The 26,282-nt window shown below is 39.4% G+C and carries 20 protein-coding genes, 39 tRNA genes, 2 rRNA genes, 1 pseudogene and 1 riboswitch (1 of these 63 running past the window's edge); of the genes and pseudogenes, 56 read left to right on the top strand and 6 right to left on the bottom strand.

Features of this window, described 5'->3' with window-relative positions:
• From C1N55_RS14775 to C1N55_RS14525, 50 genes and pseudogenes are all read left to right on the top strand, one after another.
• A 23S ribosomal RNA gene (locus tag C1N55_RS14775) occupies positions 1-1,500 on the top strand; it begins 1,421 nt to the left of the window's first position.
• Positions 1,501-1,563: 63 nt separating this feature from the next.
• Positions 1,564-1,639, top strand: a tRNA-Val gene (locus C1N55_RS14770).
• 6 nt (positions 1,640-1,645) lie between these two features.
• A tRNA-Thr gene (locus tag C1N55_RS14765) sits at positions 1,646-1,721 on the top strand.
• 6 nt (positions 1,722-1,727) lie between these two features.
• Positions 1,728-1,802 (top strand) — tRNA-Lys (locus C1N55_RS14760).
• 19 nt (positions 1,803-1,821) lie between these two features.
• A tRNA-Leu gene (locus C1N55_RS14755) sits at positions 1,822-1,906 on the top strand.
• Between the two features lie 40 nt (positions 1,907-1,946).
• Positions 1,947-2,021, top strand: a tRNA-Gly gene (locus C1N55_RS14750).
• A gap of 5 nt (positions 2,022-2,026) precedes the next feature.
• A tRNA-Leu gene (locus C1N55_RS14745) sits at positions 2,027-2,115 on the top strand.
• Between the two features lie 9 nt (positions 2,116-2,124).
• A tRNA-Arg gene (locus tag C1N55_RS14740) sits at positions 2,125-2,201 on the top strand.
• 6 nt (positions 2,202-2,207) lie between these two features.
• Positions 2,208-2,284: transfer RNA gene (locus C1N55_RS14735), tRNA-Pro, on the top strand.
• Between the two features lie 27 nt (positions 2,285-2,311).
• A tRNA-Ala gene (locus C1N55_RS14730) sits at positions 2,312-2,387 on the top strand.
• A 19-nt stretch (positions 2,388-2,406) separates the two neighbouring features.
• A tRNA-Met gene (locus C1N55_RS14725) sits at positions 2,407-2,480 on the top strand.
• A gap of 7 nt (positions 2,481-2,487) precedes the next feature.
• A tRNA-Ile gene (locus C1N55_RS14720) sits at positions 2,488-2,564 on the top strand.
• An 18-nt stretch (positions 2,565-2,582) separates the two neighbouring features.
• Positions 2,583-2,675, top strand: a tRNA-Ser gene (locus tag C1N55_RS14715).
• Positions 2,676-2,700: 25 nt separating this feature from the next.
• Positions 2,701-2,775: transfer RNA gene (locus tag C1N55_RS14710), tRNA-Met, on the top strand.
• Between the two features lie 3 nt (positions 2,776-2,778).
• A tRNA-Asp gene (locus C1N55_RS14705) sits at positions 2,779-2,854 on the top strand.
• 7 nt (positions 2,855-2,861) lie between these two features.
• Positions 2,862-2,937 (top strand) — tRNA-Phe (locus C1N55_RS14700).
• 6 nt (positions 2,938-2,943) lie between these two features.
• Positions 2,944-3,017 (top strand) — tRNA-Gly (locus C1N55_RS14695).
• Between the two features lie 4 nt (positions 3,018-3,021).
• Positions 3,022-3,098, top strand: a tRNA-Ile gene (locus C1N55_RS14690).
• 9 nt (positions 3,099-3,107) lie between these two features.
• Positions 3,108-3,182: transfer RNA gene (locus C1N55_RS14685), tRNA-Asn, on the top strand.
• A 3-nt stretch (positions 3,183-3,185) separates the two neighbouring features.
• Positions 3,186-3,276, top strand: a tRNA-Ser gene (locus tag C1N55_RS14680).
• A gap of 9 nt (positions 3,277-3,285) precedes the next feature.
• Positions 3,286-3,357, top strand: a tRNA-Glu gene (locus C1N55_RS14675).
• Positions 3,358-3,468: 111 nt separating this feature from the next.
• Positions 3,469-3,584, top strand: a 5S ribosomal RNA gene (gene rrf, locus C1N55_RS14670).
• Positions 3,585-3,594: 10 nt separating this feature from the next.
• Positions 3,595-3,670, top strand: a tRNA-Val gene (locus C1N55_RS14665).
• Between the two features lie 6 nt (positions 3,671-3,676).
• A tRNA-Thr gene (locus C1N55_RS14660) sits at positions 3,677-3,752 on the top strand.
• A 7-nt stretch (positions 3,753-3,759) separates the two neighbouring features.
• Positions 3,760-3,834, top strand: a tRNA-Lys gene (locus tag C1N55_RS14655).
• Between the two features lie 19 nt (positions 3,835-3,853).
• Positions 3,854-3,938, top strand: a tRNA-Leu gene (locus tag C1N55_RS14650).
• 40 nt (positions 3,939-3,978) lie between these two features.
• Positions 3,979-4,053, top strand: a tRNA-Gly gene (locus C1N55_RS14645).
• A 5-nt stretch (positions 4,054-4,058) separates the two neighbouring features.
• Positions 4,059-4,144: transfer RNA gene (locus C1N55_RS14640), tRNA-Leu, on the top strand.
• Positions 4,145-4,175: 31 nt separating this feature from the next.
• A tRNA-Pro gene (locus tag C1N55_RS14635) sits at positions 4,176-4,252 on the top strand.
• 27 nt (positions 4,253-4,279) lie between these two features.
• A tRNA-Ala gene (locus C1N55_RS14630) sits at positions 4,280-4,355 on the top strand.
• A gap of 19 nt (positions 4,356-4,374) precedes the next feature.
• Positions 4,375-4,448, top strand: a tRNA-Met gene (locus C1N55_RS14625).
• Between the two features lie 7 nt (positions 4,449-4,455).
• Positions 4,456-4,532, top strand: a tRNA-Ile gene (locus tag C1N55_RS14620).
• Between the two features lie 18 nt (positions 4,533-4,550).
• Positions 4,551-4,643 (top strand) — tRNA-Ser (locus C1N55_RS14615).
• 25 nt (positions 4,644-4,668) lie between these two features.
• A tRNA-Met gene (locus tag C1N55_RS14610) sits at positions 4,669-4,743 on the top strand.
• A 3-nt stretch (positions 4,744-4,746) separates the two neighbouring features.
• Positions 4,747-4,822 (top strand) — tRNA-Asp (locus C1N55_RS14605).
• A gap of 7 nt (positions 4,823-4,829) precedes the next feature.
• Positions 4,830-4,905 (top strand) — tRNA-Phe (locus C1N55_RS14600).
• 6 nt (positions 4,906-4,911) lie between these two features.
• A tRNA-Gly gene (locus tag C1N55_RS14595) sits at positions 4,912-4,985 on the top strand.
• A gap of 4 nt (positions 4,986-4,989) precedes the next feature.
• A tRNA-Ile gene (locus tag C1N55_RS14590) sits at positions 4,990-5,066 on the top strand.
• 9 nt (positions 5,067-5,075) lie between these two features.
• A tRNA-Asn gene (locus C1N55_RS14585) sits at positions 5,076-5,150 on the top strand.
• A gap of 3 nt (positions 5,151-5,153) precedes the next feature.
• Positions 5,154-5,244, top strand: a tRNA-Ser gene (locus C1N55_RS14580).
• Positions 5,245-5,254: 10 nt separating this feature from the next.
• Positions 5,255-5,326, top strand: a tRNA-Glu gene (locus C1N55_RS14575).
• A 267-nt stretch (positions 5,327-5,593) separates the two neighbouring features.
• Positions 5,594-6,802 carry an ISL3 family transposase gene (locus C1N55_RS14570; RefSeq protein ID WP_137727947.1) on the top strand — a complete coding sequence of 403 codons (1,209 nt, stop codon included), beginning with the start codon at positions 5,594-5,596 and terminating at the stop codon, positions 6,800-6,802.
• Between the two features lie 477 nt (positions 6,803-7,279).
• Positions 7,280-7,801 (top strand): TraR/DksA C4-type zinc finger protein, encoded by a 522-nt coding sequence (locus C1N55_RS14565; protein ID WP_137729517.1) that lies wholly within the window; start codon positions 7,280-7,282, stop codon positions 7,799-7,801.
• A gap of 82 nt (positions 7,802-7,883) precedes the next feature.
• Entirely contained in the window at positions 7,884-8,825 is a 942-nt protein-coding gene (locus C1N55_RS14560; protein WP_137729516.1) for a dipeptidase, read from the top strand.
• A 271-nt stretch (positions 8,826-9,096) separates the two neighbouring features.
• A complete protein-coding gene (locus C1N55_RS14555; protein ID WP_137729515.1) occupies positions 9,097-10,482 on the top strand; it encodes an isochorismate synthase in 1,386 nt (461 codons plus the stop codon).
• Positions 10,475-12,190 carry a 2-succinyl-5-enolpyruvyl-6-hydroxy-3-cyclohexene-1-carboxylic-acid synthase gene (gene menD / locus C1N55_RS14550; RefSeq protein ID WP_137729514.1) on the top strand — a complete coding sequence of 572 codons (1,716 nt, stop codon included), beginning with the start codon at positions 10,475-10,477 and terminating at the stop codon, positions 12,188-12,190. The genes C1N55_RS14555 and menD overlap by 8 nt, the downstream gene beginning before the upstream one ends.
• Entirely contained in the window at positions 12,187-12,999 is an 813-nt protein-coding gene (gene menH, locus C1N55_RS14545) for a 2-succinyl-6-hydroxy-2,4-cyclohexadiene-1-carboxylate synthase (protein WP_137729513.1), read from the top strand. The genes menD and menH overlap by 4 nt, the downstream gene beginning before the upstream one ends.
• A gap of 117 nt (positions 13,000-13,116) precedes the next feature.
• On the top strand, positions 13,117-13,935 hold the full coding sequence (gene menB / locus C1N55_RS14540; protein WP_137729512.1) for a 1,4-dihydroxy-2-naphthoyl-CoA synthase: 819 nt from the start codon (positions 13,117-13,119) through the stop codon (positions 13,933-13,935).
• Between the two features lie 120 nt (positions 13,936-14,055).
• Positions 14,056-14,480 (top strand): annotated as a pseudogene (locus tag C1N55_RS21035) (GGDEF domain-containing protein).
• A 277-nt stretch (positions 14,481-14,757) separates the two neighbouring features.
• Complete coding sequence (locus tag C1N55_RS14525) at positions 14,758-16,194, top strand: o-succinylbenzoate--CoA ligase (protein WP_137729509.1); 1,437 nt, start codon at positions 14,758-14,760, stop codon at positions 16,192-16,194.
• 42 nt (positions 16,195-16,236) lie between these two features.
• Here the strand turns inward: C1N55_RS14525 and C1N55_RS14520 are convergent, their stop codons facing one another.
• The 3 genes from C1N55_RS14520 to C1N55_RS20585 form a co-directional block, all read right to left on the bottom strand.
• Complete coding sequence (locus C1N55_RS14520) at positions 16,237-17,277, bottom strand: metal ABC transporter solute-binding protein, Zn/Mn family (RefSeq protein WP_137729508.1); 1,041 nt, start codon at positions 17,275-17,277, stop codon at positions 16,237-16,239.
• Between the two features lie 156 nt (positions 17,278-17,433).
• Positions 17,434-17,667, bottom strand: a complete 234-nt coding sequence (gene yidD / locus C1N55_RS14515; protein WP_137729507.1) for a membrane protein insertion efficiency factor YidD — start codon at positions 17,665-17,667, stop codon at positions 17,434-17,436.
• Entirely contained in the window at positions 17,664-17,831 is a 168-nt protein-coding gene (locus tag C1N55_RS20585) for a hypothetical protein (RefSeq protein WP_168193871.1), read from the bottom strand. Before C1N55_RS20585 ends, yidD begins: the two co-directional genes overlap by 4 nt.
• 176 nt (positions 17,832-18,007) lie before the next feature.
• Between C1N55_RS20585 and C1N55_RS14510 the strand changes: the two genes are divergently transcribed.
• The 4 genes from C1N55_RS14510 (at position 18,008) to C1N55_RS14495 (ending at position 20,373) form a co-directional block, all read left to right on the top strand.
• Complete coding sequence (locus tag C1N55_RS14510; RefSeq protein ID WP_137729506.1) at positions 18,008-18,454, top strand: Dps family protein; 447 nt, start codon at positions 18,008-18,010, stop codon at positions 18,452-18,454.
• 321 nt (positions 18,455-18,775) lie between these two features.
• Positions 18,776-19,090 (top strand): transposase, encoded by a 315-nt coding sequence (locus C1N55_RS14505; RefSeq protein WP_240758306.1) that lies wholly within the window; start codon positions 18,776-18,778, stop codon positions 19,088-19,090.
• Positions 19,091-19,142: 52 nt separating this feature from the next.
• Complete coding sequence (locus C1N55_RS14500; protein ID WP_137729505.1) at positions 19,143-19,610, top strand: NUDIX hydrolase; 468 nt, start codon at positions 19,143-19,145, stop codon at positions 19,608-19,610.
• Positions 19,594-20,373, top strand: coding sequence for an alpha/beta hydrolase family protein (locus C1N55_RS14495; protein WP_137729504.1), 780 nt, complete (start codon positions 19,594-19,596; stop codon positions 20,371-20,373). The genes C1N55_RS14500 and C1N55_RS14495 overlap by 17 nt, the downstream gene beginning before the upstream one ends.
• Positions 20,374-20,528: 155 nt before the next feature.
• On the opposite strand, the gene pckA is transcribed toward C1N55_RS14495, so the two are convergent.
• The gene (pckA, locus tag C1N55_RS14490; protein ID WP_137729503.1) at positions 20,529-22,115 is read right to left on the bottom strand and encodes a phosphoenolpyruvate carboxykinase (ATP); all 1,587 of its coding nucleotides are present in this window, start codon (positions 22,113-22,115) and stop codon (positions 20,529-20,531) included.
• Between the two features lie 197 nt (positions 22,116-22,312).
• Positions 22,313-22,426, top strand: a riboswitch (SAM riboswitch).
• Between the two features lie 443 nt (positions 22,427-22,869).
• Between pckA and metK the strand changes: the two genes are divergently transcribed.
• Positions 22,870-24,066 (top strand): methionine adenosyltransferase, encoded by a 1,197-nt coding sequence (gene metK / locus C1N55_RS14485; protein WP_137729502.1) that lies wholly within the window; start codon positions 22,870-22,872, stop codon positions 24,064-24,066.
• Between the two features lie 52 nt (positions 24,067-24,118).
• Here the strand turns inward: metK and C1N55_RS14480 are convergent, their stop codons facing one another.
• Both C1N55_RS14480 and C1N55_RS14475 read right to left on the bottom strand, forming a co-directional pair.
• A complete protein-coding gene (locus C1N55_RS14480) occupies positions 24,119-24,688 on the bottom strand; it encodes a hypothetical protein (protein WP_137729501.1) in 570 nt (189 codons plus the stop codon).
• 119 nt (positions 24,689-24,807) lie between these two features.
• Complete coding sequence (locus tag C1N55_RS14475) at positions 24,808-25,320, bottom strand: gamma carbonic anhydrase (RefSeq protein WP_137729500.1); 513 nt, start codon at positions 25,318-25,320, stop codon at positions 24,808-24,810.
• Positions 25,321-25,430: 110 nt separating this feature from the next.
• Between C1N55_RS14475 and C1N55_RS14470 the strand changes: the two genes are divergently transcribed.
• Complete coding sequence (locus C1N55_RS14470) at positions 25,431-26,234, top strand: alpha/beta hydrolase (protein ID WP_137729499.1); 804 nt, start codon at positions 25,431-25,433, stop codon at positions 26,232-26,234.
• Positions 26,235-26,282 lie beyond the last annotated feature (48 nt).

The raw sequence follows: 26,282 nt of genomic DNA, 5'->3' as shown, positions 1-26,282 counted from the left end.
GATGGACAACAGGTTGATATTCCTGTACCACCTCCCCGCCGTTTGAGTAATGGGGGGACGCAGTAGGATAAGATAAGCGTACCGTTGGTTGAGTACGCCCAAGCAGTAAGGCGTGGAAGTAGGCAAATCCGCTTCCTGTAACGTTGAGCTGTGATGGGGAGCGAGTTTCTCGCGAAGTATCTGATTTCACGCTGCCAAGAAAAGCCTCTAGCGAGGCGGGAGGTGCCCGTACCGCAAACCGACACAGGTAGTCGAGGAGAGAATCCTAAGGTGTGCGAGAGAACTCTCGTTAAGGAACTCGGCAAAATGACCCCGTAACTTCGGGAGAAGGGGTGCTCTCAGCAATGAGAGCCGCAGTGAATAGGCCCAGGCGACTGTTTAGCAAAAACACAGGTCTCTGCAAAACCGTAAGGTGACGTATAGGGGCTGACGCCTGCCCGGTGCTGGAAGGTTAAGAGGAGGGGTTAGCGCAAGCGAAGCTCTGAATTGAAGCCCCAGTAAACGGCGGCCGTAACTATAACGGTCCTAAGGTAGCGAAATTCCTTGTCGGGTAAGTTCCGACCCGCACGAAAGGCGTAACGATCTGGGCACTGTCTCAACGAGAGACTCGGTGAAATTATAGTACCTGTGAAGATGCAGGTTACCCGCGACAGGACGGAAAGACCCCGTGGAGCTTTACTGTAGCCTGATATTGAATTTTGGTACAACTTGTACAGGATAGGTAGGAGCCAGAGAACTCGGAGCGCCAGCTTCGAGGGAGGCGACGGTGGGATACTACCCTGGTTGTATTGAAATTCTAACCCATACCCGTAAGCCGGGTAGGAGACAGTGTCAGGTGGACAGTTTGACTGGGGCGGTCGCCTCCTAAAAGGTAACGGAGGCGCCCAAAGGTTCCCTCAGAATGGTTGGAAATCATTCGTAGAGTGTAAAGGCACAAGGGAGCTTGACTGCGAGACCTACAAGTCGAGCAGGGTCGAAAGACGGGCTTAGTGATCCGGTGGTTCCGCATGGAAGGGCCATCGCTCAACGGATAAAAGCTACCCCGGGGATAACAGGCTTATCTCCCCCAAGAGTCCACATCGACGGGGAGGTTTGGCACCTCGATGTCGGCTCATCGCATCCTGGGGCTGTAGTCGGTCCCAAGGGTTGGGCTGTTCGCCCATTAAAGCGGTACGCGAGCTGGGTTCAGAACGTCGTGAGACAGTTCGGTCCCTATCCGTCGTGGGCGTAGGAAATTTGAGAGGAGCTGTCCTTAGTACGAGAGGACCGGGATGGACACACCGCTGGTGTACCAGTTGTCTTGCCAAAGGCATCGCTGGGTAGCTATGTGTGGACGGGATAAGTGCTGAAAGCATCTAAGCATGAAGCCCCCCTCAAGATGAGATTTCCCATTACGCAAGTAAGTAAGATCCCTCAAAGACGATGAGGTAGATAGGTTCGAGGTGGAAGTGTGGTGACACATGGAGCTGACGAATACTAATCGATCGAGGACTTAACCAAATCTTGAATGCAATTAATGTCTTTATCCAGTTTTGAGAGAACAATGTTCTTTTCATTTACCCAGGAGGATTAGCTCAGCTGGGAGAGCACCTGCCTTACAAGCAGGGGGTCGGCGGTTCGAGCCCGTCATCCTCCACCATATAATGCCGGTGTAGCTCAGTTGGTAGAGCAACTGACTTGTAATCAGTAGGTCGAGGGTTCGACTCCTTTCGCCGGCACCATTTTTAGAGCCATTAGCTCAGTGGTAGAGCATCTGACTTTTAATCAGAGGGTCGAAGGTTCAAGTCCTTCATGGCTCACCAGTTTTATTGTTACTTAAATGCGGGTGTGGCGGAATTGGCAGACGCACTAGACTTAGGATCTAGCGCCGCAAGGCGTGGGGGTTCGACTCCCTTCACCCGCACCATTTAAGTTTAAAGATTGCCAGAATAATTTATTTTGCACATGCGGAAGTAGTTCAGTGGTAGAACACCACCTTGCCAAGGTGGGGGTCGCGAGTTCGAACCTCGTCTTCCGCTCCAATTGTGCCGGGGTGGCGGAACTGGCAGACGCACAGGACTTAAAATCCTGCGGTAGGTGACTACCGTACCGGTTCGATTCCGGTCCTCGGCACCATTCATATATGCGCCCGTAGCTCAATTGGATAGAGCGTCTGACTACGGATCAGAAGGTTGTGGGTTCGACTCCTGCCGGGCGCGCCAATATTTCGAGAAGTAGCTCAGCTTGGTAGAGCACTTGGTTTGGGACCAAGGGGTCGCAGGTTCGAATCCTGTCTTCTCGACCATGTAACTCTATAGTGAAATTTTATTATGGGGCCTTAGCTCAGCTGGGAGAGCGCCTGCCTTGCACGCAGGAGGTCAGCGGTTCGATCCCGCTAGGCTCCACCAAAACACTTAAATATATCCCGGCGGCGTAGCTCAGCTGGCTAGAGCGTACGGTTCATACCCGTGAGGTCGGGGGTTCGATCCCCTCTGCCGCCATCTTGAAGGACCTTTAGCTCAGTTGGTTAGAGCAGACGGCTCATAACCGTCCGGTCGCAGGTTCGAGTCCTGCAAGGTCCACCATAGGAGATATAAATATACGGAGGCATACCCAAGTCTGGCTGAAGGGATCGGTCTTGAAAACCGACAGGCGGGTTAAACCGCGCGTGGGTTCAAATCCTACTGCCTCCGCCATTTTTAAAAATTAGAATAATATTATCGCGGGGTGGAGCAGTGGTAGCTCGTCGGGCTCATAACCCGAAGGTCGCAGGTTCAAATCCTGTCCCCGCAACCAAATGGTCCCGTGGTGTAGCGGTTAACATGCCTGCCTGTCACGCAGGAGATCGCCGGTTCGATCCCGGTCGGGACCGCCATTATTATGGGTCGGTAGCTCAGTTGGTAGAGCATTAGATTGAAGCTCTAAGTGTCGGCGGTTCGATTCCGTCCCGACCCACCATATAATGCGGGTGTAGTTTAATGGTAAAACCTCAGCCTTCCAAGCTGATGTCGTGAGTTCGATTCTCATCACCCGCTCCAATAGGGGCCTATAGCTCAGCTGGTTAGAGCGCACGCCTGATAAGCGTGAGGTCGATGGTTCGAGTCCATTTAGGCCCACCATAAAAATTTTCCGAAGTAGCTCAGTGGTAGAGCAATCGGCTGTTAACCGATCGGTCGTAGGTTCGAGTCCTACCTTCGGAGCCATATGGGGAAGTACTCAAGTGGCTGAAGAGGCGCCCCTGCTAAGGGTGTAGGTCGGGCAACCGGCGCGAGGGTTCAAATCCCTCCTTCTCCGCCATATATGTTTGGCCCGTTGGTCAAGTGGTTAAGACACCGCCCTTTCACGGCGGTAACACGGGTTCGAATCCCGTACGGGTCATAAAAAATATATTTTTTTATGAAAAAAGACTTGATATAATATATAAATATGTTATTATAAATCTTGTCTTAAATAAAAGAGTTTTACTATTTGAAGTAAAAACATTTATAGTCTAGTGATGATGGCAAAGAGGTCACACCCGTTCCCATACCGAACACGGAAGTTAAGCTCTTTAGCGCCGATGGTAGTTGGGGGATTCCCCCTGTGAGAGTAGGACGTCGCTAGGCATATTACCCAGGAGGATTAGCTCAGCTGGGAGAGCACCTGCCTTACAAGCAGGGGGTCGGCGGTTCGAGCCCGTCATCCTCCACCATATAATGCCGGTGTAGCTCAGTTGGTAGAGCAACTGACTTGTAATCAGTAGGTCGAGGGTTCGACTCCTTTCGCCGGCACCATTTTTTAGAGCCATTAGCTCAGTGGTAGAGCATCTGACTTTTAATCAGAGGGTCGAAGGTTCAAGTCCTTCATGGCTCACCAGTTCTATTGTTACTTAAATGCGGGTGTGGCGGAATTGGCAGACGCACTAGACTTAGGATCTAGCGCCGCAAGGCGTGGGGGTTCGACTCCCTTCACCCGCACCATTTAAGTTTAAAGATTGCCAGAATAATTTATTTTGCACATGCGGAAGTAGTTCAGTGGTAGAACACCACCTTGCCAAGGTGGGGGTCGCGAGTTCGAACCTCGTCTTCCGCTCCAATTGTGCCGGGGTGGCGGAACTGGCAGACGCACAGGACTTAAAATCCTGCGGTAGGTGACTACCGTACCGGTTCGATTCCGGTCCTCGGCATCTTTTAATCAGCCCGTATTTCTAAACGAAACGGGAAGTAGCTCAGCTTGGTAGAGCACTTGGTTTGGGACCAAGGGGTCGCAGGTTCGAATCCTGTCTTCCCGACCATGTAACTCTATAGTGAAATTTTATTATGGGGCCTTAGCTCAGCTGGGAGAGCGCCTGCCTTGCACGCAGGAGGTCAGCGGTTCGATCCCGCTAGGCTCCACCAAAACACTTAAATATATCCTGGCGGCGTAGCTCAGCTGGCTAGAGCGTACGGTTCATACCCGTGAGGTCGGGGGTTCGATCCCCTCTGCCGCCATCTTGAAGGACCTTTAGCTCAGTTGGTTAGAGCAGACGGCTCATAACCGTCCGGTCGCAGGTTCGAGTCCTGCAAGGTCCACCATAGGAGATATAAATATACGGAGGCATACCCAAGTCTGGCTGAAGGGATCGGTCTTGAAAACCGACAGGCGGGTTAAACCGCGCGTGGGTTCAAATCCTACTGCCTCCGCCATTTTTAAAAATTAGAATAATATTATCGCGGGGTGGAGCAGTGGTAGCTCGTCGGGCTCATAACCCGAAGGTCGCAGGTTCAAATCCTGTCCCCGCAACCAAATGGTCCCGTGGTGTAGCGGTTAACATGCCTGCCTGTCACGCAGGAGATCGCCGGTTCGATCCCGGTCGGGACCGCCATTATTATGGGTCGGTAGCTCAGTTGGTAGAGCATTAGATTGAAGCTCTAAGTGTCGGCGGTTCGATTCCGTCCCGACCCACCATATAATGCGGGTGTAGTTTAATGGTAAAACCTCAGCCTTCCAAGCTGATGTCGTGAGTTCGATTCTCATCACCCGCTCCAATAGGGGCCTATAGCTCAGCTGGTTAGAGCGCACGCCTGATAAGCGTGAGGTCGATGGTTCGAGTCCATTTAGGCCCACCATAAAAATTTTCCGAAGTAGCTCAGTGGTAGAGCAATCGGCTGTTAACCGATCGGTCGTAGGTTCGAGTCCTACCTTCGGAGCCATATGGGGAAGTACTCAAGTGGCTGAAGAGGCGCCCCTGCTAAGGGTGTAGGTCGGGCAACCGGCGCGAGGGTTCAAATCCCTCCTTCTCCGCCATATATTTTTTGGCCCGTTGGTCAAGTGGTTAAGACACCGCCCTTTCACGGCGGTAACACGGGTTCGAATCCCGTACGGGTCATAATTAATAACAAAAAAGTCCTAAAGGTTTGTTATCAAATCTTTAGGACTTTTTTGTATAGATTTTTATATAATTGTTTCCTGATAGAAGTTACGTTACAAAACATTCGGAAAATGAATTTATTACTTTTGGGAATATCTTTTAATTTCGGTTCTATAATATTTGTTGGGGTTTTACTACAATTTGAAATAAAAAAAAGCACGTAATCACCGATTTCGATATACTTGAATTGTCGAGAAACAAGCAATGAAAGGTGATACGTGCATTATGAATTTTAACAGAAATATCCCAGGATTAAAAGGTGTAACTGTTCATAAGATTGAAGAGATCGGGGAGCGTATCGCTCTTTACGTTTCAATTCCGAAGAAAGAACATCAGTGTCCAGACTGTAATAAAATGACCTCTAAAATACATGATTATCGAATTCAAAAAATTAAACATTTAAAATGGTTTGAACGATTAACCATCCTTTTCTATAAACGTCGACGTTATGTATGTGAGTGCGGAAAACGCTTCTCGGAAAAATCTCCTTTCGTGGATAAGTATCAACGTTACTCAAAAGAATGGAATCAAGTTGTTGGAATCCGTTCAGTAAAGGCAAAGACATTTAAAGAAGCAGCAGAAGTCCTTGGAACATCCAGTTCGACGGTAATTCGTCGCTTTAAAAAGGTGGTAAAAGAGCAGCTAAATGAAGGGGTCCATTTACCAAAATGTATTGCGATTGATGAATATAAAGGAGATACAGATGCGGGGACCTATCAACTAATCATTGCCAACGCTGAAACGCACGAACCAATTGATATTTTACCGAATCGTAGAAAAGAAACGATTAAGGATTATCTAATGACATATGGATCAGATGTAGAAGTCGTCGTAATGGATATGAATCCAAGCTTTAAAGCAGCTGTTAAAAAAGCCTTAAATCGTCCTATCATTATTGCCGATCGATTCCATTATTGTCGTTATATTTATTGGGCTCTAGACGAGGTGCGTCGTAAAGTGCAGAAGGATTGGCATCCATACGATCGAAAAAAGTGCAAAAAAATGCGTCATGTCTTATATAAACGCTTTGATAAGTTAACGGAAAAGAATCGATGGTATTTAAATCGCTACACGGGAATGTCAAAGGAATTAAAGCAAGCATATGAACTAAAAGAAGCCTATTGTAAATGGTTTGATTGGGCAAAAACGACGAATGATATTGCAGAAGTGAAGAATAGATTAGAAGCTTATTACCGTAAGGTAGAAGAAGCAAATATCCCAGCATTTATAAAAGCCATTCAAACCTTTAAGAATTGGCAAGTAGAGATCTTAAATAGTTTTAGTTTTGGCTATTCAAATGGTTTTTTAGAAGGAATTAATAATAAATCGAAGGTAATGAAACGTAATGCTTATGGTTTTAGGAGCTTTAAGCATTTTAAAGCAAAGATTTTATTGAATGATTTATATAAAGAATTCGGTGTTCATTTAGGTTAATAGGGTGACGTGCAAAAACACATCACCCCAACATTTGACATAGAACCTTAATTTCTAATGTTTCGAGTTGTCCAATAGAAGCAATCGCATGGACAACTATATAAGAAATAATCAAGAGTTGTTCAATAGATACGGTCTCATAGACAAATAATAAAGAACTTAAAAAAGGCCCCATAGAAACACTAGAAAAGACAAAGAACGAAACAAATGAAAACGTATCTCCACCAGGATTTCTAGCAGTGAGAAATGTAGTGCTCAACAAGAGACGCAACATCTTATTGAATGAACACAATGTAAGCACATAAAAATCAAATAATACCATTCAATAACGACAGCAATTCGAGAAACCAATTACCTTTAATTTTAATAATTATCTTGTTGCAAATCATATGTGTTTTTACACGTTGTACAAATTTTACTATGTTTAAAAAGTTAAATAAAGGAAACCTTAATTATAGGAAAAAGGAGGACAACAACATGAAACAATCCGAGATGCAACAATTAAAAAATACATTGTTAGAAGAACTGAAGGATTTAAAAGAAGGTCTGGAAACGCATGATGATATTGAACGCACGGAGTTATCAAATTATGATAATCATCCAGGAGATGTTGCTTCAGACTTAACGATACAACTAACGGAATATGCCATGGATGATTTTAAACAAGAAAGTATAGATAAAATAGAAGCTGCTTTGGAAGCTATGAATAATGGAACTTATGGTGAATGTAAAGTATGTCATAAGGAAATTTCCTTTGAACGTCTTGAAGCAGTTCCAACAACCTTGACTTGTGTAGAACATAGTCAAGAAAAAGTCGATATGGAAACACGACCGATTGAAGAGGAAATCATGAATGAGCTTTCACATAAAGCATTAAAAGCGGTCGATTTTGAAAATGGTTCTGGAGAGTTTCCATCATCTGATAGTCCACAGGATGTACCACAAGAGGTTATCCATCAAAATAATCAAGAATCAACCATTCGAGATCAATTTCAATAAAGATAAAGTTTTCAATGAGAAATATGGAATTTATCTCACCATTTCCTATACAATATAGTTATATTGAATTGGTGGGGGATACATGAATATTATCGATTTGCATTGTGATGTATTGGAGAAATTATCGCGACTCGAAAATGCGAATTTCCGAAATGATGCTAGATTAAGTGCAAGCTTAGAGAAATTAAAAGCAGGAAATGTTAAGGTGCAAGTTTTTGCAATCTTTGTTCATTCTGATCTTCCTGACAATGAAAAATTCTTAGCAGCAGTTCGACAAATTGAAGCTTTTCATACAAAAGTTTTAAGCGAGCCTGAAATGGTGCATATAACTGAGTGGGCGCAATTAGATCAGCTTGAGGATGGGCAAATTGGAGCAATTTTAAGTTTAGAGGGTTGCGATTGTATTGGTGAAGATCTATTAAAACTTGAGCAGATTTTAAATTCAGGAGTGAAATTAGTTGGTTTAACATGGAATCATGAAAATGGTGTTGCCTATGGCGCTTCAGAAGATCCTTCAAAGGGTTTAAAACCTTTAGCTAAAGAGGTAGTTCAGTTGCTAAATAAACGCAATATCATAATTGACGTGTCTCATCTAAATGAGCAAGGTTTTTTTGAATTACTTCCATTAGCGAAAAACCTTATTGCTAGTCATAGTAATGCAAGAGCCATTTGTGACCATCCGAGAAACTTAACAGATGTCCAAATAAAAGAATTAATAAAACATGGTGGGAGAATGCATGTCGTATTTTATCCACCGTTTATCGAAAATGAAAAAGAAAAGACATCCATCGAGAACTTAGTGAAGCATGTCGAACTTATTGCATCTCTAGTTGGAGTACAACATATTGGATTTGGATCTGATTTTGATGGAATGGATTTTTCAGTGGATAAGTTATCGAATGCAAAAGAGTATGAAAACTTAATTAAAGCCTTATTGAAAACCTTCACCTATGAAGAGGTTTCCATAATGGCAAATAGAGGTTTCAATAAATATGCAAACAAACTAAACTTAGCGCGAGAGTAATTTCTCTCGCTTTTTTGGTTGGAAAAATTATTCAAGCCTTACAGATAAAAATCAATGAGGAAACAATATCAATATTGTATATGTAAAAAAAGTGATATGATAGAATAGATAACGTAAATTCGAAAACAATACACATGAGCGTTTTGGAGTAAAAGCAGAAATTGTGATAACTCTGATTTTAAGTGGAAATAATGATGTTTTCACAAATAATATGGCTTTAAGATAAGCCAAAGTTCTAGGCAAGAAACTGCCTTTGATGGAGGGAAATTCGATGCATCAGAAGTGGTTGCATACCACTGAAGTAGAAGTGGAAACAGTTAATTCAAGATTATCCTTCTATATTGAAACAATAGAAGTAAGCAGATTATCAGCCTTGGCATTTTTTGCAGCTGGCGAATCGCAATATAAGGGACAGCGCTTTTTTTGGCAAAATCGTGAGAAAACATTCACATTAGTCGGTCTTGGCCATGCATTTATAATCGAAAATAATAAAGGCAAGGACCGTTTCGATTTAGTAGAAAAACAGTGGAAAGAATTAACAAAAAATATTGTGAAAGAAGAAAAAGAACCTCAACCAATTCTATTTGGCGGGTTTACCTTTGACCCGAAGAATGGCAAAAAAGGAGAGTGGGACGGCTTTCCACAAAGCTTTTTTTCGGTAGCTACATATCAACTAGTGATACGTAATGATAAGGCTTATATCAGTATTCATTTAATTACGGATAAAGAAAATAGTCTAGAGGATTTCGAGCAGCTTCGAAAAGAACGGGATCAGCTCATTCATGCTGCACAAGTAAAAGAATTAAAAACATATAGTAAACCATTAATGACAAATTATCGTGAGCCATATAAAGAGGAATATCTCCAAACAATTTCAACGGTAACAAGTTTGATCCAGGCTAAGAGGGCAGAAAAAGTTGTCATAGCAAGGTCATTAGAGCTAGAATTTCAGGATACTCTATCCTCACCACAAGTCTTATCACATGTAGTGAATGAGCAACCAGAAAGCTATTTATTTGGTTTAGAGCATGAAGATCTTCTTTTCTTTGGGGCATCTCCTGAACGATTAGTAAAAGTGGAAAATGGGCAAGCCTTCTCGTCATGTGTAGCCGGTTCCATTAAACGAGGGAAAACAGCAGAAGAAGATAAGCAACTTGGAGAAAGTTTATTAAATGATGCAAAAAATCTAGGAGAGCATCAATATGTTGTCGAAATGATAGCAAATACTTTTGAAAAAAACTGTATGCAATATACAGTACCAAAAAAACCAAAGCTCTTAAAAATTAGAGATATCCAACATTTATATACACCTGTTGAAGGAAAACTGTCATCAGACGCAACGATCCTACAGCTTGTAAAATATCTTCATCCAACACCGGCTTTGGGAGGAGTTCCTCGTCAAGAAGCAATGACCGTTATTCGTGAAAACGAAACCATGAACCGAGGATTGTATGCTGCACCACTTGGTTGGATTGATGCAGAAGGAAATGGTGAATTTGCAGTAGCAATTCGCTCTGCTGCATTAAAAGACAATAAAGCCTATTTATATGCTGGAGGCGGAATCGTTGCTGATTCTGAGCCGAATTCAGAGTATGAAGAGACATTAGTCAAGTTCCGTCCGATGTTACGTGCTTTAGGAGGACAGTTACATGAATGAACGTGAAATAATAACGAACTACGTATATAAAATAGTTGCCTCACTTATGCAAAATGGCGTAGAGGATGTTGTGATTAGCCCAGGTTCTAGATCGACACCGCTTGCCTATGCATTTGCGTCAACAAAGAATTTATCGATCTATAGACAAGTAGATGAGCGGTCAGCAGCTTATTTTGCTCTTGGTATAGCTAAAGCAAAAGCAAAACCTGTTGTTCTTCTCTGTACTTCGGGTACTGCGGCTGCAAATTATTATCCTGCCATTGTCGAGGCGAAGTATGCGCGTGTACCTTTAATCGTCATTACTGCGGACCGGCCTCATGAATTACGTGAGGTAGGTGCCCCTCAGGCAATCAATCAAATCTCACTGTACGGTGAACGAGTAAAATGGAGTGCTGAATTTCCGATTCCCGATGATGCGAAAATGACATTGCCCTATGTCGAGCGTCATGTAGCACGAGGTGTGAATATAGCAAATACGGCCCCATTTGGACCCGTACATTTTAATGTTCCTTTTCGTGAGCCTTTACTCATTGATTTTCAAGAGGAACTGCCAGAACAAACTTTTCAACAAAGCTTTGTAGGAAATGTAGCTCCTTCAGAACAAGCAAAAGATGTAATGACAACGATTGTTAATCAAACTAATAGAGGGTTTATTATTGTAGGGGAACTTGCACTTGGTACTGACTTACAGCATATGTGGACGTTTATTCGGAAATTAAAGTGGCCAGTCTTAGTTGAAAGCCTATCGAATTTAAGAACAAATGTACCAGAGGATTGTGAGCAGTATATCATTTCTACATATGATGCACTATTAAAAAATACGGCATTTAAACAGCAGGTTCTTGCTGATACAGTTATTCGCTTTGGAGCACAGCCTGTTTCGAAATTTTTAACTAACTTTTTAACAGAAACACTGCCAACTAATTATATTGTGATTGACGAAGATCCAATGTTCCGGGATTCAGCAGCTGTTTCAACTCATTTTATCCATGCAGCCATCGGAGAGTGGATTTGTGAGATGAATCTCGATAATACAATGTGCAGCGATGAATACTTGTTGCAATGGCGTAAAGGTGAGGAGCTTGCCATTAAACATATTAGTTCCCATCCACAACTTGAAAAAGATGAGGGAGCAGTAGTTCGTTACCTAATCGAAAATTTACCAAACGAAAGTGATCTTTTTGTAAGTAGTAGTATGCCGATTCGTGACATCGATACTTTTTTATTGCCAACTCACAAGGACATACAGGTTTTTGCTAACCGAGGTGCGAATGGGATTGATGGTGTAATGTCTACTGCAATTGGCTTTAGCCAGGCTAGAAAAAATCGGGAGATGTATTTACTGATTGGAGATCTGGCCTTTCTACATGATGTCAATGCACTAATTACGACTCGTTATCAGCAATGCAAACTTAATATTATTGTATTCAATAACGATGGCGGTGGGATTTTCTCTTATCTAGCACAATCTACCGTTAAAGAATACTATGAGGACCTTTTTGGCACGCCAACTGCATTGCGTTTTGCGGATGTTGCCAAAATGTATGACATAGAATATGTTCAGATTAAAGATTTTACTGAGGTTGAGAAATTATTAGAACCACAAAACAATCCATTGCGCTTGATTGAAATTTTTACGGATCGTCAGGAAAACGTTACTAGTCACCGAAAGCTTTGGCAACGTATTCATGAGGAGTTGGAGCAATGATTCTTCAAGCTCGAGGGATAAATGTAAATGTTCGAATCTGGAATGACCATTTAGAGCAAACTATCGTGATGCTTCATGGATTTACAGGAAGTGTAGCAACCTGGTGTAATGTAGCAATACCCATAAAGAATCATCGTATTGTTGCAATTGACTTAATGGGACATGGTCAAACTGATTCACCGCAGGATATTGCACCGTATACAATGGAAGAGCAAATTCTGCAATTGGATGAAATCTTTCAGCAGCTAAATCTTCATGAAGTTATATTACTTGGTTATTCAATGGGTGGAAGGACTGCTTTATCATATGCAAAAACTTTTCCTGATCGAGTATCACATCTCATCTTGGAAAGTGCATCGCCGGGATTAAAATCAGAAGAGGAACGTGCGAAAAGGCGAGCTTCAGATGAAAGTCTTGCTGATCAGATTCAAACGAGCGGGATTGAAGTTTTTGTGAATAAGTGGGAGAACATCCCCTTATTCAAGACTCAAAAAAAACTTCCACCAGATGTTCAATTAGAGGTAAGAAAAGAGCGGCTCGCTCAAACAGAGATTGGATTAGCAAACAGCTTAAGAGGAGCGGGTACAGGCGCTCAGTCCTCCCTTTGGTCATCCTTAGGAGAAATATCGATGCCAGTAACATTAATAACTGGTGAGCAGGATGATAAGTTTTGTCAAATCGCTGAAGAAATGCAAGCGCTTTTACAAAATGCACAACATGTCTGTGTTAAAAATACAGGTCATGCAATTCATGTGGAAAATCCTGAACAATTTGCTACAATAGTAAAGGATGCTATAAAGATTAAATAAAGCTAATCTAAAGTACGTAACAATCGAATCCGTACAAAAAAGGACATTCCTTTAAGTTAGAGGATTAGTAAAAACTAATCTTGGAGCATTAGCGAAACAAATATAGGGGGTATAATAATGACTCGTGAATGGACAAGTTTACATACTTACGAAGATATTAAGTATGAATTGTATAACGGAATTGCTAAAATTACGATTAACCGTCCGGAAGTTCGTAACGCATTCCGTCCAAAAACTACTGCAGAATTAATCGATGCATTTTCTCGTGCACGTGATGATGAACGCGTAGGCGTTATCATCTTAACTGGTGAAGGCGAAATGGCATTCTGCTCAGGCGGAGATCAAAAGGTTCGTGGACATGGTGGATATGTTGGAGATGACAATATTCCACGTTTAAATGTATTAGATTTACAAACACTAATTCGTAAAATTCCAAAACCTGTTGTTGCAATGGTAGCTGGCTATGCTATTGGAGGAGGTCACGTTTTACATATCGTATGTGACTTAACAATTGCAGCAGAAAATGCACGCTTTGGACAAACAGGGCCTCGTGTAGGGTCATTTGATGGTGGTTACGGTGCAGGATACCTAGCTCGTATCGTTGGCCATAAAAAAGCACGTGAAATCTGGTTCCTATGCCGCCAATATAATGCACAAGAAGCACTTGATATGGGATTAGTTAATACAGTTGTGCCTTTAGAGCAATTAGAAGACGAAACTGTTAAATGGTGTGAGGAAATTCTGGAGTTATCACCAATGGCTCTACGTTTCTTAAAAGCAGCGTTCAATGCCGATTCTGATGGTTTAGCAGGTATTCAACAGCTTGCAGGCGATGCTACACTTCTTTACTATACTTCAGATGAAGCAAAAGAAGGTCGCGATGCATTCAAAGAAAAACGTAAACCAGATTTCGGTCAATTCCCAAGATTCCCTTGATCATAGAAGAATCATTTAAACTAATATTGGTTAAAGTAAAGCAAGAGAAGAAAAGGCTTCTCTTGCTTTTTCTTATTGTTCAAAATATATTAAGCTTTATGACTTAAAGAGAGAGGAAACATGAACCATTCTCAAGAATTTAACCATGAAAATAATAGGCTATCCATTAATTGTAAAACTCAAAAAGAAATACAAGATAGATTAGAGTCCTATGCCTATCATGATTCTTTAACAGGCCTACCAAATCGTCGTTATTTTGATAGGTCTTTAACAAAATCCATGAAAAACTGAATTTAAAAAGTTCTCCCTTCTCGCTAATATTATTTGATATTGATGATTTTAAGAAAATTAATGATAGTTGGGGTCATGAGATAGGAGATATAGTGCTACAACAGGTTGCCAATCGAACACAACTGGTAATTGGAGAACAGGGAGTAGCGGCAAGACTTGGTGGAGATGAATTTATCGTGCTTTTAGATAAGTGTAGTACAGATAAAGAAATAAAAGAGGTTATTCATAAGCTGCAAAAAGCATTACTTGAGTAAATTGAAATTCGTAAAAATTCGATCGCGATTACAAACAGCATAGGGGCAACGAATTGTACAAAGAAATTTAAGAGTGAAACTATCTTAAAAATGCAGATATTGGGCTTTATGAGGTAAAACAAAAAGGGAAAAACCAATACCACATAAACCATTCGTAAAAGAAAGGCTTTCCTAACTAGGTAAGCCTTTTATCAATTTGGGCATTTTTTGGTTTTTCAAAGTTTGAACTTTTCGCTATTAGAGTTAAAATAAATATGCAAGAATTGGGGGAATGACAATGTATCCAAACTGGATTTTACAGCGTGCACATTTAACACCGGCACGAGTTGCATTAAATTACGAAGGTCAAACTTGGACATTTGAAGAACTTAAAAATTGCTCTGTTGAGCGAGCAGAACAACTATTATCATTGGGTATTAAGCCAAAAGAGCGTGTGGCTATCCTTGGCCCGAGTCAGCCTAGTCTGCTATTCATGATGTTTGCATGTATGCACCTTCAATGTGAAATGGTTATGCTAAATCGAAAATTATCTAAAGTAGAACTCCAATACCAGATTGATGATTCACAGGTAGAAATAGTATTGGTTGATGATGAGGATATTTCACTTCTTCCTGATGGCCAACAGCATCTTTTGTTTTCTGAAGTTGAAAATACGACAGGTCAATCCTTTGAAATTAGTAAAGAATGGTCGTTAGATCAAACAACATCAATCATGTATACATCCGGAACTACGGGTCTACCAAAAGGGGTACGCCAAACGGTTGGAAATCATCAAGCAAGTGCCCTAGCTTCAGTTTTAAATATTGGCTTATCTGAAGACGATGTATGGCTATGTGCGGTGCCATTATTTCATATTAGTGGTTTTTCAATATTAGTTCGATCTTTGTTATATGGGAATGCCGTTAAACTTTATAAGAAATTTGATAAAGATGGAGCTGTGTTGGATATTGCTAATGGCCAAGTCACTCATATGTCCGCAGTAGCGGTCATGTTACAACGTGTTTTACAAGGCTTAGAAGACAGAGGTTTAGAAGCTTCGCCTAAATTTAAAATGATCCTTGCAGGTGGGGGGCCAGTTCCTGAAAATTATATCCAAAGAGCGCATCATTTAAAGTTAATGGTTTCTCAAACCTATGGAATGACGGAAACCTCCTCACAAACCGCGACATTATCAAATGAAGAGGCATTAAGAAAACTAGGATCTGCTGGTAAACCATTATTTTTTAATCAGATTCAAATAGCAGATGCAACTTCTTCAGGAGTTATGGGAGAAATCTTAATTCGTGGACCACATGTTACACCTGGTTATATAGGAAGTTTTTCAGAGAGAAGCTCAACAATTGATGGATGGTTACATACTGGCGATATTGGTTACTTAGATGAGGAAGGCTATCTATTTGTTGTAGATCGCCGGTCAGATCTGATTATTTCAGGTGGAGAAAATATTTATCCTGCGGAGATAGAAAATGTATTGCTAAGTCACGAAGCAGTTCAAGAAGCAGGTGTCTGCGGAGTTGAAGATGAAACTTGGGGACAGGTTCCTGTTGCGTTTATCGTTTTAAAGAGGGATGTTCAAGAAGAGGAGCTTTCACAATTTTGCATAGAACGATTAGCAAAATATAAAGTACCTAAGTATTTTCATGTTGTACCTGCTCTTCCGCGGAGTGGTTCAGATAAATTATTAAGAAGAAAACTAAAAGACTTGTTGGAGTAAAATAAAAAGGGTTCCCCTCAATTGAGGGGAACCCTTTTAAAATTAATTTAAAGCTTGTTTTAATGTCTCAATATTTTTTTGCATAAGCGTGAAATAAGTTTCACCATTCTTAATATCATCTTCAGTTAGTACGCTTAAATTATGCAATTCAAGTGAATCCGCACCTACTTCATTTTGAATAACAGAAGAAAGTTTTGAAGAAACGTTTTGTTCAAATAAGATATAAGAAACTTGTAGCATTTCGGCTTGATCAACAATTTCAGTTAGTTCCTTCTGGGAAGGCTCGCTTTGTGAATTGATTCCTGCAATGGCGATTTGCTCCAAACCATATTGTTGTGAAATATAACCAAATGATGCATGGGAAACAAAGAAAGTATTTGTTTTAGCTTCTGAAGCCATTTGTTCAAACTGTTGGTCCAATGATTCTAATTCAGTGATTAACTGATCATAGTTATCAGTTAGTAATTGTTCTTGTTCAGGAAGAGCAGCAATGAGTTCATCCTTAACTGCAAGTGCTAGCTCTTGAGAAATAATTGGTGATAACCAAACATGTGGATCGATATCTCCGTGATTATGACCTTCATGACCCTCTTCGTCATGGTCATGCTCTTCATGACCTTCTTCACCATGGTCATGTTCTTCGTGACCTTCTTCATCATGAGAATGCTCTTCCTCTGTAGATGCATGGAGCATGTCATCTGAAATTGTATCTGAAGTAGCAACCAGTTTTACATTTTCATTTTTTAAAGTGTTTTTCGCATTTTCAACGAATCCTTCTAAACCTAACCCAATATAGAAAAATAGGTCTGCATCTGCTAAAGACATCATATCAGCCTGAGTCGGTTCAAAAGTATGTTCATTAGTACCAGGTGGGTAAATAGACGAAACATTGACATAGTCTCCGCCAATACGCTCAGCAAAGTAGCTTAATGGATAAACAGTAGTATAAATGTCGATTTTATTGGATTCTTCTTCAGTCGACTTTGTTTCATTTTCGGCAGTTGTTTTAGTGGTTGTGCTATTACATGCTGTTAATCCAAAGAAAAGAGCAGCAATCAATAGTAAAAAAGAGAATTTTTTCATTTCTTATCAAACCTTTCTAAATAGTAATAATTACGATTTGTAATTTCAACATTCTCAATAATACACGAAGAAATGAAAAAAGACAATTAGAAAAACAATAATTTTAAAAAAATAATTATTCAATTAGTTATTAGTTCACAATAAATGGCCTTCGAATTAATTCTTCTTCGAAGGCCATTTTTCTGGTACAGGGTCAAACCCACCTGGATGAAATGGTTGGCATTTTAATATTCTTTTTGTCGTTAAGATAAATCCCTTGATAGCACCATGTTTTTGGAATGCCTCTAAACCATATTGGGAACATGTTGGGTGGAACCGACAGGATGGCGGTGTTACTGGTGAAATAAATTTGCGGTAAAATGTTATGAGCCAAATAAAAGGGTATTTCATGGATTTTTCTTCTCCTGACTAGGTTGAAAGGTCTGCAATGGTTTTGCATCAATCGTTTGCTTAAATATATTTTTTCTTTTCTTCATAATAAATATGATCGCGCCAATAATAATAACAAAATACATAACGGCAACAAGAATTATTATTGCTAAAGTTGTATCCATAGAATCACCTCTATATTTAGTATAAAACAAAATAGACGATTGTAAGTTGTACATTTCCAACAATTATGAGACAGTTTATGCCATTTCAAATGTTTTAAACAAACTTATAACGGTTATAGTAATGATGTCTTCATAAAACTAAATAGTTAGTTCAAATAATAAAAGAGGTGGATATTATGGCAAACAAACCATTAGTAGAACACTTAAACGAATTAGTAGCAACATCTTCAGTACTTTATACAAAGCTACACAATTATCATTGGTATGTAAATGGACCTTCATTCTTTACGCTTCATGCAAAATTTGAGGAGCTTTACAATGAAGTAACCTTAAATTTAGACGAAATCGCAGAACGAATCTTAACAAAAGGTGGAAAGCCGGTTGCTACTTTAACAGAGCATTTAGAAATGTCCCATATTCGAGAAGCGACTGGTACAGAATCGACAGAAGAAATGGTCGAAACTATCGTTAGTGATTTTAAAACGATTATGGGCTTCCTAAAAGAAGCAATGGAACAAGCCGCAGAAGAAGGCGATGATCGTACAGAAGATATGTTAAATGCGATGGCCCAAAGCTTTGAAAAACATGTATGGATGCTATCAGCTTTCTTAAATGAACGATGAAGATATAACCTAGGTATATTTAATAAATGCAATATACTAATTAAATTTCGCATTAAGTCTCTTTAGCTGAGCCGGTTAGCACACAAGCCGCAGAGCCAACTAGCTGACTCTGCGGCTTATTTTTGTGCTTTGTGTAAGGTCAGCTCAAAGTAGAACTTTTTTGAAGCTTCTTAAAAAATTTCGCAGCTTACATAGTAGGCTGCTTCTTCTTATTACATTAGAACTTCTGAACCTATTTATTCCAGATGATAATTATAAAATCACCACCTTTATACAGTATGAATAGCTAACATTTTTTCGCTCATACTGATTGAAAAGGAGTTGATTATTATCGATACAACAATTTATGTTTCTGTTGCGAATCAATCTTACAGCTATCTGCCACTTGGATTGCCTTGTGAATTTAAGCTTCAATTAGAGGAAGATAAAGCACGTTTATTTGAAAAATTATTTTTACAGTTAAATTCATTAGAATTCGATAATATTGTTCGAGCTCATTTACCTTATCTCCCATATCACTTGGACGAATCAAATGATGAAATTGATACAAGAATGAAAAAAATATATGCGTTAATTCATGAATTTGGTGATGAACATACAAAAAAATTTGTAGAGCAATTACCTTATTTCCATTGATTCCAAAACATCCCTTAGCTAGACTTATTAGTAAGAAGGAAGTGGCTTAGGTATGTTTACTTTTACTGATGAAAATGGTTATAAATGTGAGTTAAGTTTTGTGGAAGAGCGTTTTGAAATTCAAGCGAAGCATGTATTGGTATTTGTTTTCCATGAAGGAAAATGGCTCTGTACCATCAATAAAAAGCGTGGAGTAGAATTTCCAGGAGGAAAGGTAGAACCAGGAGAGACGTTAGAGGAAGCAGCAATTCGTGAGGTTTATGAAGAAACTGCAGTAAGAATTTCCGATTTGAAATGGTTTGCCTATTATGTTGTCCATGATGCACCTCCTTTTTCTAAAGCAGTGTTTACTGGGAAGGTAGATCAAATTGATGAATTTATAGAAGAGCATGAGACACTGGGCATGACTTGGCTGACTCCAGAAGAATTAGAAAACCATCCGAATTTAAGTTTCTATATGAAGGACGATGGAATGAAAAAGATGTTACAGGAAGTGAACCATCATGAAAGACAATGGTAGTATCGAGTTGATTAGAAGCTATCCATCCCCAAATCCGAATGTTGCCTTGCAAGAAATCATTTATTGGTCACAGGGGCTTCGAGTAAAGGGGTTATTAGCTAAACCTAAAAAAGAAGGACAGTATGAAGCGTTACTGTATTTACGCGGTGGTCTTCAGTCAATTGGCATGGTCCGTCCATCGAGGATTGCTCAATTTGCAAGTCAAGGCTTGGTTGTGTTTGCGCCTTATTATCGTGGCAACCGAGGCGGCGAAGGTCGAGACGAGATGGCGGGAGAGGACCGTTTTGATGCAGTTAATAGCATGGATATCCTAAAAAAAATGGCCAATGTAAATGAAGTTCATTTATTTGGTTTTTCACGTGGGGGATTAATGGCTTTATGGACTGCTATTTTAAGGGATGACGTCAAATCTATTGTCACTTGGGCTGGAGTATCCGACGTTACATCAATGTATATGGAACGGGTGGACATGCGGAGAACACTAAAAAGAATAATTGGAGGCTCTCCAAATAAAGAACAAGACAAATACGATGAGCGCAATCCTCTTTTAAAGGTGGACATGGTAAATGCACCAGTTCTGATTATTCATGGAACCGAGGATGAGAATGTAAGCATAAACCAATCCTATGATCTTGAACAAAAGTTAATGGATCAAAAGAAACGTGTTGAAACCTGGTATGCATCCGGACTTACTCATCATTATCCACCTGATGTCAATAGAAAAACCGTAAAAGCACTGTGTGAATGGATGAAAACGATCTAGATAAAAATTGGCTCCAACTATTGATTAAAAAATAATAGATTATTCAGCTGTCCCAATAGTTTACGTTGTAGACTTTTGGGACATTGTATTTTAATCTAACAAAAAAAGCAGATTGCTCATGAGCAATCTGCTTTGTAATTGTTTCGGTTTATAAATTAAGCTAAAGGTCCACCCTTTTGCAAGATATCTTCAGAAACGTTCGAGAACTTAGTGAAGTTTTCTTTGAATAGGTTAGATAAGAAAGCAGCCTTTTGATCGTATGCTTCTTTATCCGCCCAAGCAGCACGAGGATCTAATACTTCGCTAGGTACACCTTCAACAGCTGTTGGGATGTGTAAGCCAAAGATAGCATCTTGTGTAGTTTCAACGTTGTTTAGCTTTCCATCAATTGCAGCACGAACCATAGTACGAGTATATGAAAGCTTCATACGAGTGCCGACACCATATTCTCCACCAGTCCATCCAGTGTTTACTAAGAATACTTGTGAGCCGTGTTCATCAATTTTTTCACCTAGCATCTCAGCGTAGCGTGTAGCTGGAAGCGGTAAGAATGGTGATCCGAAGCACGTAGAGAATACTGGCTCAGGAGATGTTACGCCTCGCTCTGTACCAGCTAATTTTGAAGTGAAACCACTTAAGAAGTGATACATCGCTTGTTCTTTTGTTAGTTTACTGATTGGAGGCAACACACCAAAAGCATCAGCAGTTAAAAATACGATTGTTTTTGGATGACCTGCAACAGAAGGCATCACGATATTATCGATAAAGTGAATTGGATACGCAGCACGCGTATTTTCAGTTAAAGAACTGTCATCGTAGTTTGGAATGCGAGATTCTGGGTCTACTACAACGTTTTCTAATACTGTTCCAAAACGAATGGCATTATAAATTTCTGGTTCTTTTTCAGCAGAAAGGTTGATTGTTTTTGCATAGCAACCACCTTCGATGTTGAACACCCCATTATCTGACCAGCCATGCTCGTCATCACCGATTAATTTACGATTAGCATCCGCAGATAAAGTCGTTTTACCTGTACCGGATAAACCAAAGAATAATGCAACATCTCCAGCTTCACCTACGTTTGCAGAGCAATGCATAGAGAAAATATCATTTTCTGGTAATAGGTAGTTCATAATGCCAAAGATTGATTTTTTCATTTCGCCAGCGTATTCAGTACCACCGATTAAGATAATCTTCTTTTCTAAAGAAACGATGATAAATGTTTCAGAAGCTGTACCATCAACAGTAGGATCTGCTTTAAAGTTTGGTGCTGATACGATTGTGAATTCTGCATTATGAGTAGCTAATTCGGTTTCAGTTGGACGGATGAATAATTGATGACAGAATAGATTGTGCCATGCATATTCATTAATTACTTGGATTTGAAGCTGAGAGTCCTTGTCTGCACCAGCATATCCCTTGAATACATACAGCTCATCTTTTTCTTTTAAATAGTTGACAACTTTTACATATAATTTATCAAACACTTCAGCAGAAATCGGGCGGTTAACATTACCCCAGTCGATTTTGTCTTTTGTGCTTTCTTCTTCTACAATATATTTATCTTTAGGAGAACGACCAGTATATTTGCCTGTTTCAGCACTTAATGCACCATCAGCAGTTAATGTAGCTTCTCCACGTTCTGTAGCTTTCTCCACTAATTGTGGTACGGATAATTGAACTTTAATATTTTCGCCGTTTAATAATTCCTTCAGCTCATTAGCAATTTCTACTGAATTCATCGATTAAATACCATCCTTTTTATAGAATTCCCAAAGTCGTGGGAGGTTTGATTATTTTCATAATTAGTATAACACATTGAATTAAATAGTCTATACTAATACAAAAATTATTTTTTAATTTTGAAACTTTAATAGAAATATTCAAAAACGATTGACAAGTGAATATACATTACGTAAGATTTATTCTTGAACGGATACTCTTATCCCGAGTTGGTGGAGGGTCATGGCCCTATGAAGCCCGGCAACCTGCGTTATTCATTTAACGCGATGGTGCCAACCTGATGCAAGGGAATACCCTTGAACGATAAGAGTGAAAGGTAATGTATGTAATCACAATTCCTTTTACTCATGTACTTAACAAGAGTATAAGGAATTTTTTTTTTCGAATTAGAACACAATGATAAGTATAGCATTTCTTTCTATTTTTATCAGTGCCTTTCTAAATCCATGTATTTGTGAAGAGACCGTATATCCATTTTAGAATGTGTTTTTATATCCACAGTATACAGAAATAAAATTTTGATAAATTACTGTGATTGCTGTATGGGTAAGTATTGTTCATTTACTGTTTTATACATAATAATAAAACAATAATTCCAAACTTCCTAACTAAATTTTAAAAAATGGGAGAGGAAGAACAAATAATAAAAGGTAACAGCTGAAATAACGGACTAGTAGAGCGGGTTTAACATGGATAATGAGTACCGTATCAACATCGAGAAAATATCTCGACATAAACTTAGGAGGAAACGAAATGACAAACCGTAGACTGTTTACATCAGAAAGTGTAACAGAAGGACACCCAGACAAAATCTGTGACCAAATTTCTGATGCAATTTTAGATGCAATTTTAAGAGAAGATCCAAATGCTCGTGTAGCTTGTGAGACAACTGTTACAACTGGTTTAGTACTTGTTGCAGGTGAAATCACTACTTCTACATATGTAGATATTAAAGGAATTGTTCGTGATACTGTGGCTGAGATTGGCTATACACGTGGAAAATATGGTTTCGATGCAGAAAACCTAGCTGTGCTAGTAGCTATTGGCGAACAATCACCAGATATTGCTCAAGGAGTTGACCAAGCTTTAGAAGCACGTGAAGGATCATTGACTGATGCTGATATCGAAGCTATTGGAGCAGGTGACCAAGGATTAATGTTCGGGTTTGCATGTAATGAAACTCCAGAATTGATGCCATTGCCAATCAGTCTTGCACATAGATTAGCTCGACGCTTAACAGAAGTGCGAAAATCTGAAGAGCTTGGCTACTTACGTCCAGATGGCAAAACTCAAGTAACAATTGAGTATGATGAAGAAAACAAGCCTGTACGTGTGGATACAATTGTTATTTCAACTCAGCATGATGAAGAAGTATCATTAGACCAAATTCAAGAAGATATTAAAGAAAAGGTTATTAACGTAGTGGTTCCAGAAGAATTAATTGATGCAAACACTAAATACTTTATTAACCCAACTGGCCGTTTTGTTATCGGTGGACCTAAAGGAGATGCCGGTTTAACAGGTCGTAAAATTATTGTTGATACTTACGGTGGCTATGCTCGTCATGGTGGAGGCGCCTTTTCTGGTAAGGATGCAACAAAGGTTGACCGTTCTGCAGCATATGCAGCAAGATACGTGGCAAAAAATATTGTTGCCGCAGGACTTGCTGAACGTGCTGAAGTACAGTTAGCATATGCGATCGGTGTAGCTCGTCCAGTATCGATTGCAATAGATACTTTCGGAACTGGAATTGTGAAGGAAGAGCAATTAGTAGAATGGGTAAGTGAATTATTCGATTTACGTCCTGCTGGCATTATTAAAATGCTTGATCTTCGTAGACCAATTTACAAGCAAACAGCTGCCTATGGACATTTTGGTCGTACAGATTTAGATGTTCCTTGGGAAAATACAGACATTGCTCCTCTTTTAAAAGAAAAAGCTAGTCTTTAATAGTTGTTCTTGCAGGGGAATATAGATAAAACAGGTAGCATTCATAGGAGTGCTACCTGTTTTCATTTGAGGGAAATTCTTGTTCTAGTGGGACGTTATGTAAACGAATTTTGGAGTCGATTTTACTTTTTATAGAGGAATCTACTGCTCCCGTAGCTTCAAATTCAAAATAATACCCATCATTAAAGGTGAAATTGTAGATTTCTTTGCCAGATTCATCATTGGGATACACATGGCCTACTCTTGATAAATCAGACCAATCATAAACTACTTTACTACCAATTAACGGGTTGTACTCAATATAATTTTCATCTAAATAAACATAATGATTGACACCTAATAAAAAGATGCTGCAAAATCCTAAAATAGTTAGAATTATAACAACAATTTTTGTAATAAGCTTTTTAATGAAATATAACAATATTAACGCAATAGAAGCAAAGAAAAACGCTAACGTGTAGACGATTAAATTTTTGCCAAATGATATAAAGGCAATTTTATTTGGGTCTTCAAAAAAAACGACTGATAGAATGGCAGGGGTCAATAACACAAAAATCGGGGCGATGACAATGACAAGTATCGCTAAAACCCAGTAAACACTTTTAGTTTCAAATTGGTTCATCATACGTCTCCTTTATATAGGTAGCTTATGTAAAGCTTTTAGAGTAATGATAAAAAGGTATAAGCTTAATGCGTTATACCTGTAATAATAATAGTAAGACTTTCTACCACTATATGTTGCTATAGTTGAAGTGATTTGTAAATTTGTCCTTTTTCTACATATTCGCGAATGATTCGATCCATATCCTCTCGATCTTCAGCTGTTACTTCACGTACTACCTTGGCTGGTCTGCCCATTGCCAAGCTATACGGAGGTATTTTTTTACCTGGTGGGACAAGGCTGCCTGCTCCAATAAATGCACCTTCTCCAATTTCTGCTCCATCCAAAATGATTGAACCCATTCCAATTAAAGCTCTTTTTCGAATAACGCATCCATGTAAAGTAACTTGGTGTCCTACAGTTACTTCATCTTCAATAATTACCGGATTATTCGGACTTTGATGAATACAGCTCAAGTCTTGTATACTACATCGTTTACCTATAATTGTTTGTGCAACATCTCCACGAATGACAGTATTAAACCAGATAGTAGATTCTTCCTCTATCCTCACATCACCTGTAACCACAGCATTATCCGCAATATACACAGATGGGTCTATTTTAGGAATTTTGTCTTTAAAAGGGTAAATCATCGAAAATCTCCTCATTTCTCAGTATGATATAGTATAGCGTATCAAATTAGGAAGAGAATGAAAATTAGAATGCAAGTTTGCCCATTTTATTATGGGTAGGAGGGTCAAGTATGTGGAAATGGGAAGCAGAAGGACAAGCTAAAGCAGTTGTTGTTCTTTTACATAGTGCATTTGAACATCATCAATGGTATGCATGGTTAATTGAAAAACTTCGTACAGAAGGATTTACCATCGTTATGGGTGATTTACCCGGTCATGGCAAGAATTCAAAATATGCCAAAATTCATGATGAAGATCTCAATGAATACTCGGAGTTTATTAAGAAATTAATGCAGAATGCGTTATTATATCAGTTGCCTGTTTTTATTATGGGGCATGGTTTTGGAGCAACTTTGGCGGTTAACTTCCTGAAAAAAAATGAAGTAGAATGTGCGGGTTTAATCCTTACATCGCCATGGCTAAGTTTAAGAAAGACAACGAACTTAATTACAAATGCGATGACAAGTTTAGGGTCACTTGCATCAAATAAAAAAATTTCTTTAAAATTTGATAAGAACATGTTAACCCGAAATAATGATGGCTATCAGGAGCTGGTGGATCATATTCCTTACCATTCCCATGTAACTGTTGGATGGTATAAGGATGTTCAGAGCCTTATGAAAAACATTATTTCTGAACAAGAAAATAATTTAACACAGCCGATTTTATTAATAACAGCAAAACAAGATAAAATTACTGATCCATCTGTAAGTCGCAAATGGTTATTTAATCAAAAATCGACAGAAATTCAATATAAAGAGTGGCCATATAGTTATCATAATCTATTTCACGATAATGAAAGAGAAGAGGTCTTTATTTATGCAAGAGATTTTATGAATAACGTGCTAAGAGCACTCGGCTATATAATTAAATAAAGTTTTTTTCATACTCAGTTATTCGAAACTGAGTATTTTTTTTATATT

It is taken from the genome of Lysinibacillus sp. SGAir0095, assembly GCF_005491425.1.
In the GTDB taxonomy this organism is placed as follows: domain Bacteria; phylum Bacillota; class Bacilli; order Bacillales_A; family Planococcaceae; genus Ureibacillus.
Note: the sequence above shows the minus strand (reverse complement) of the source record. Positions and strands in the feature narration are given on the sequence as shown.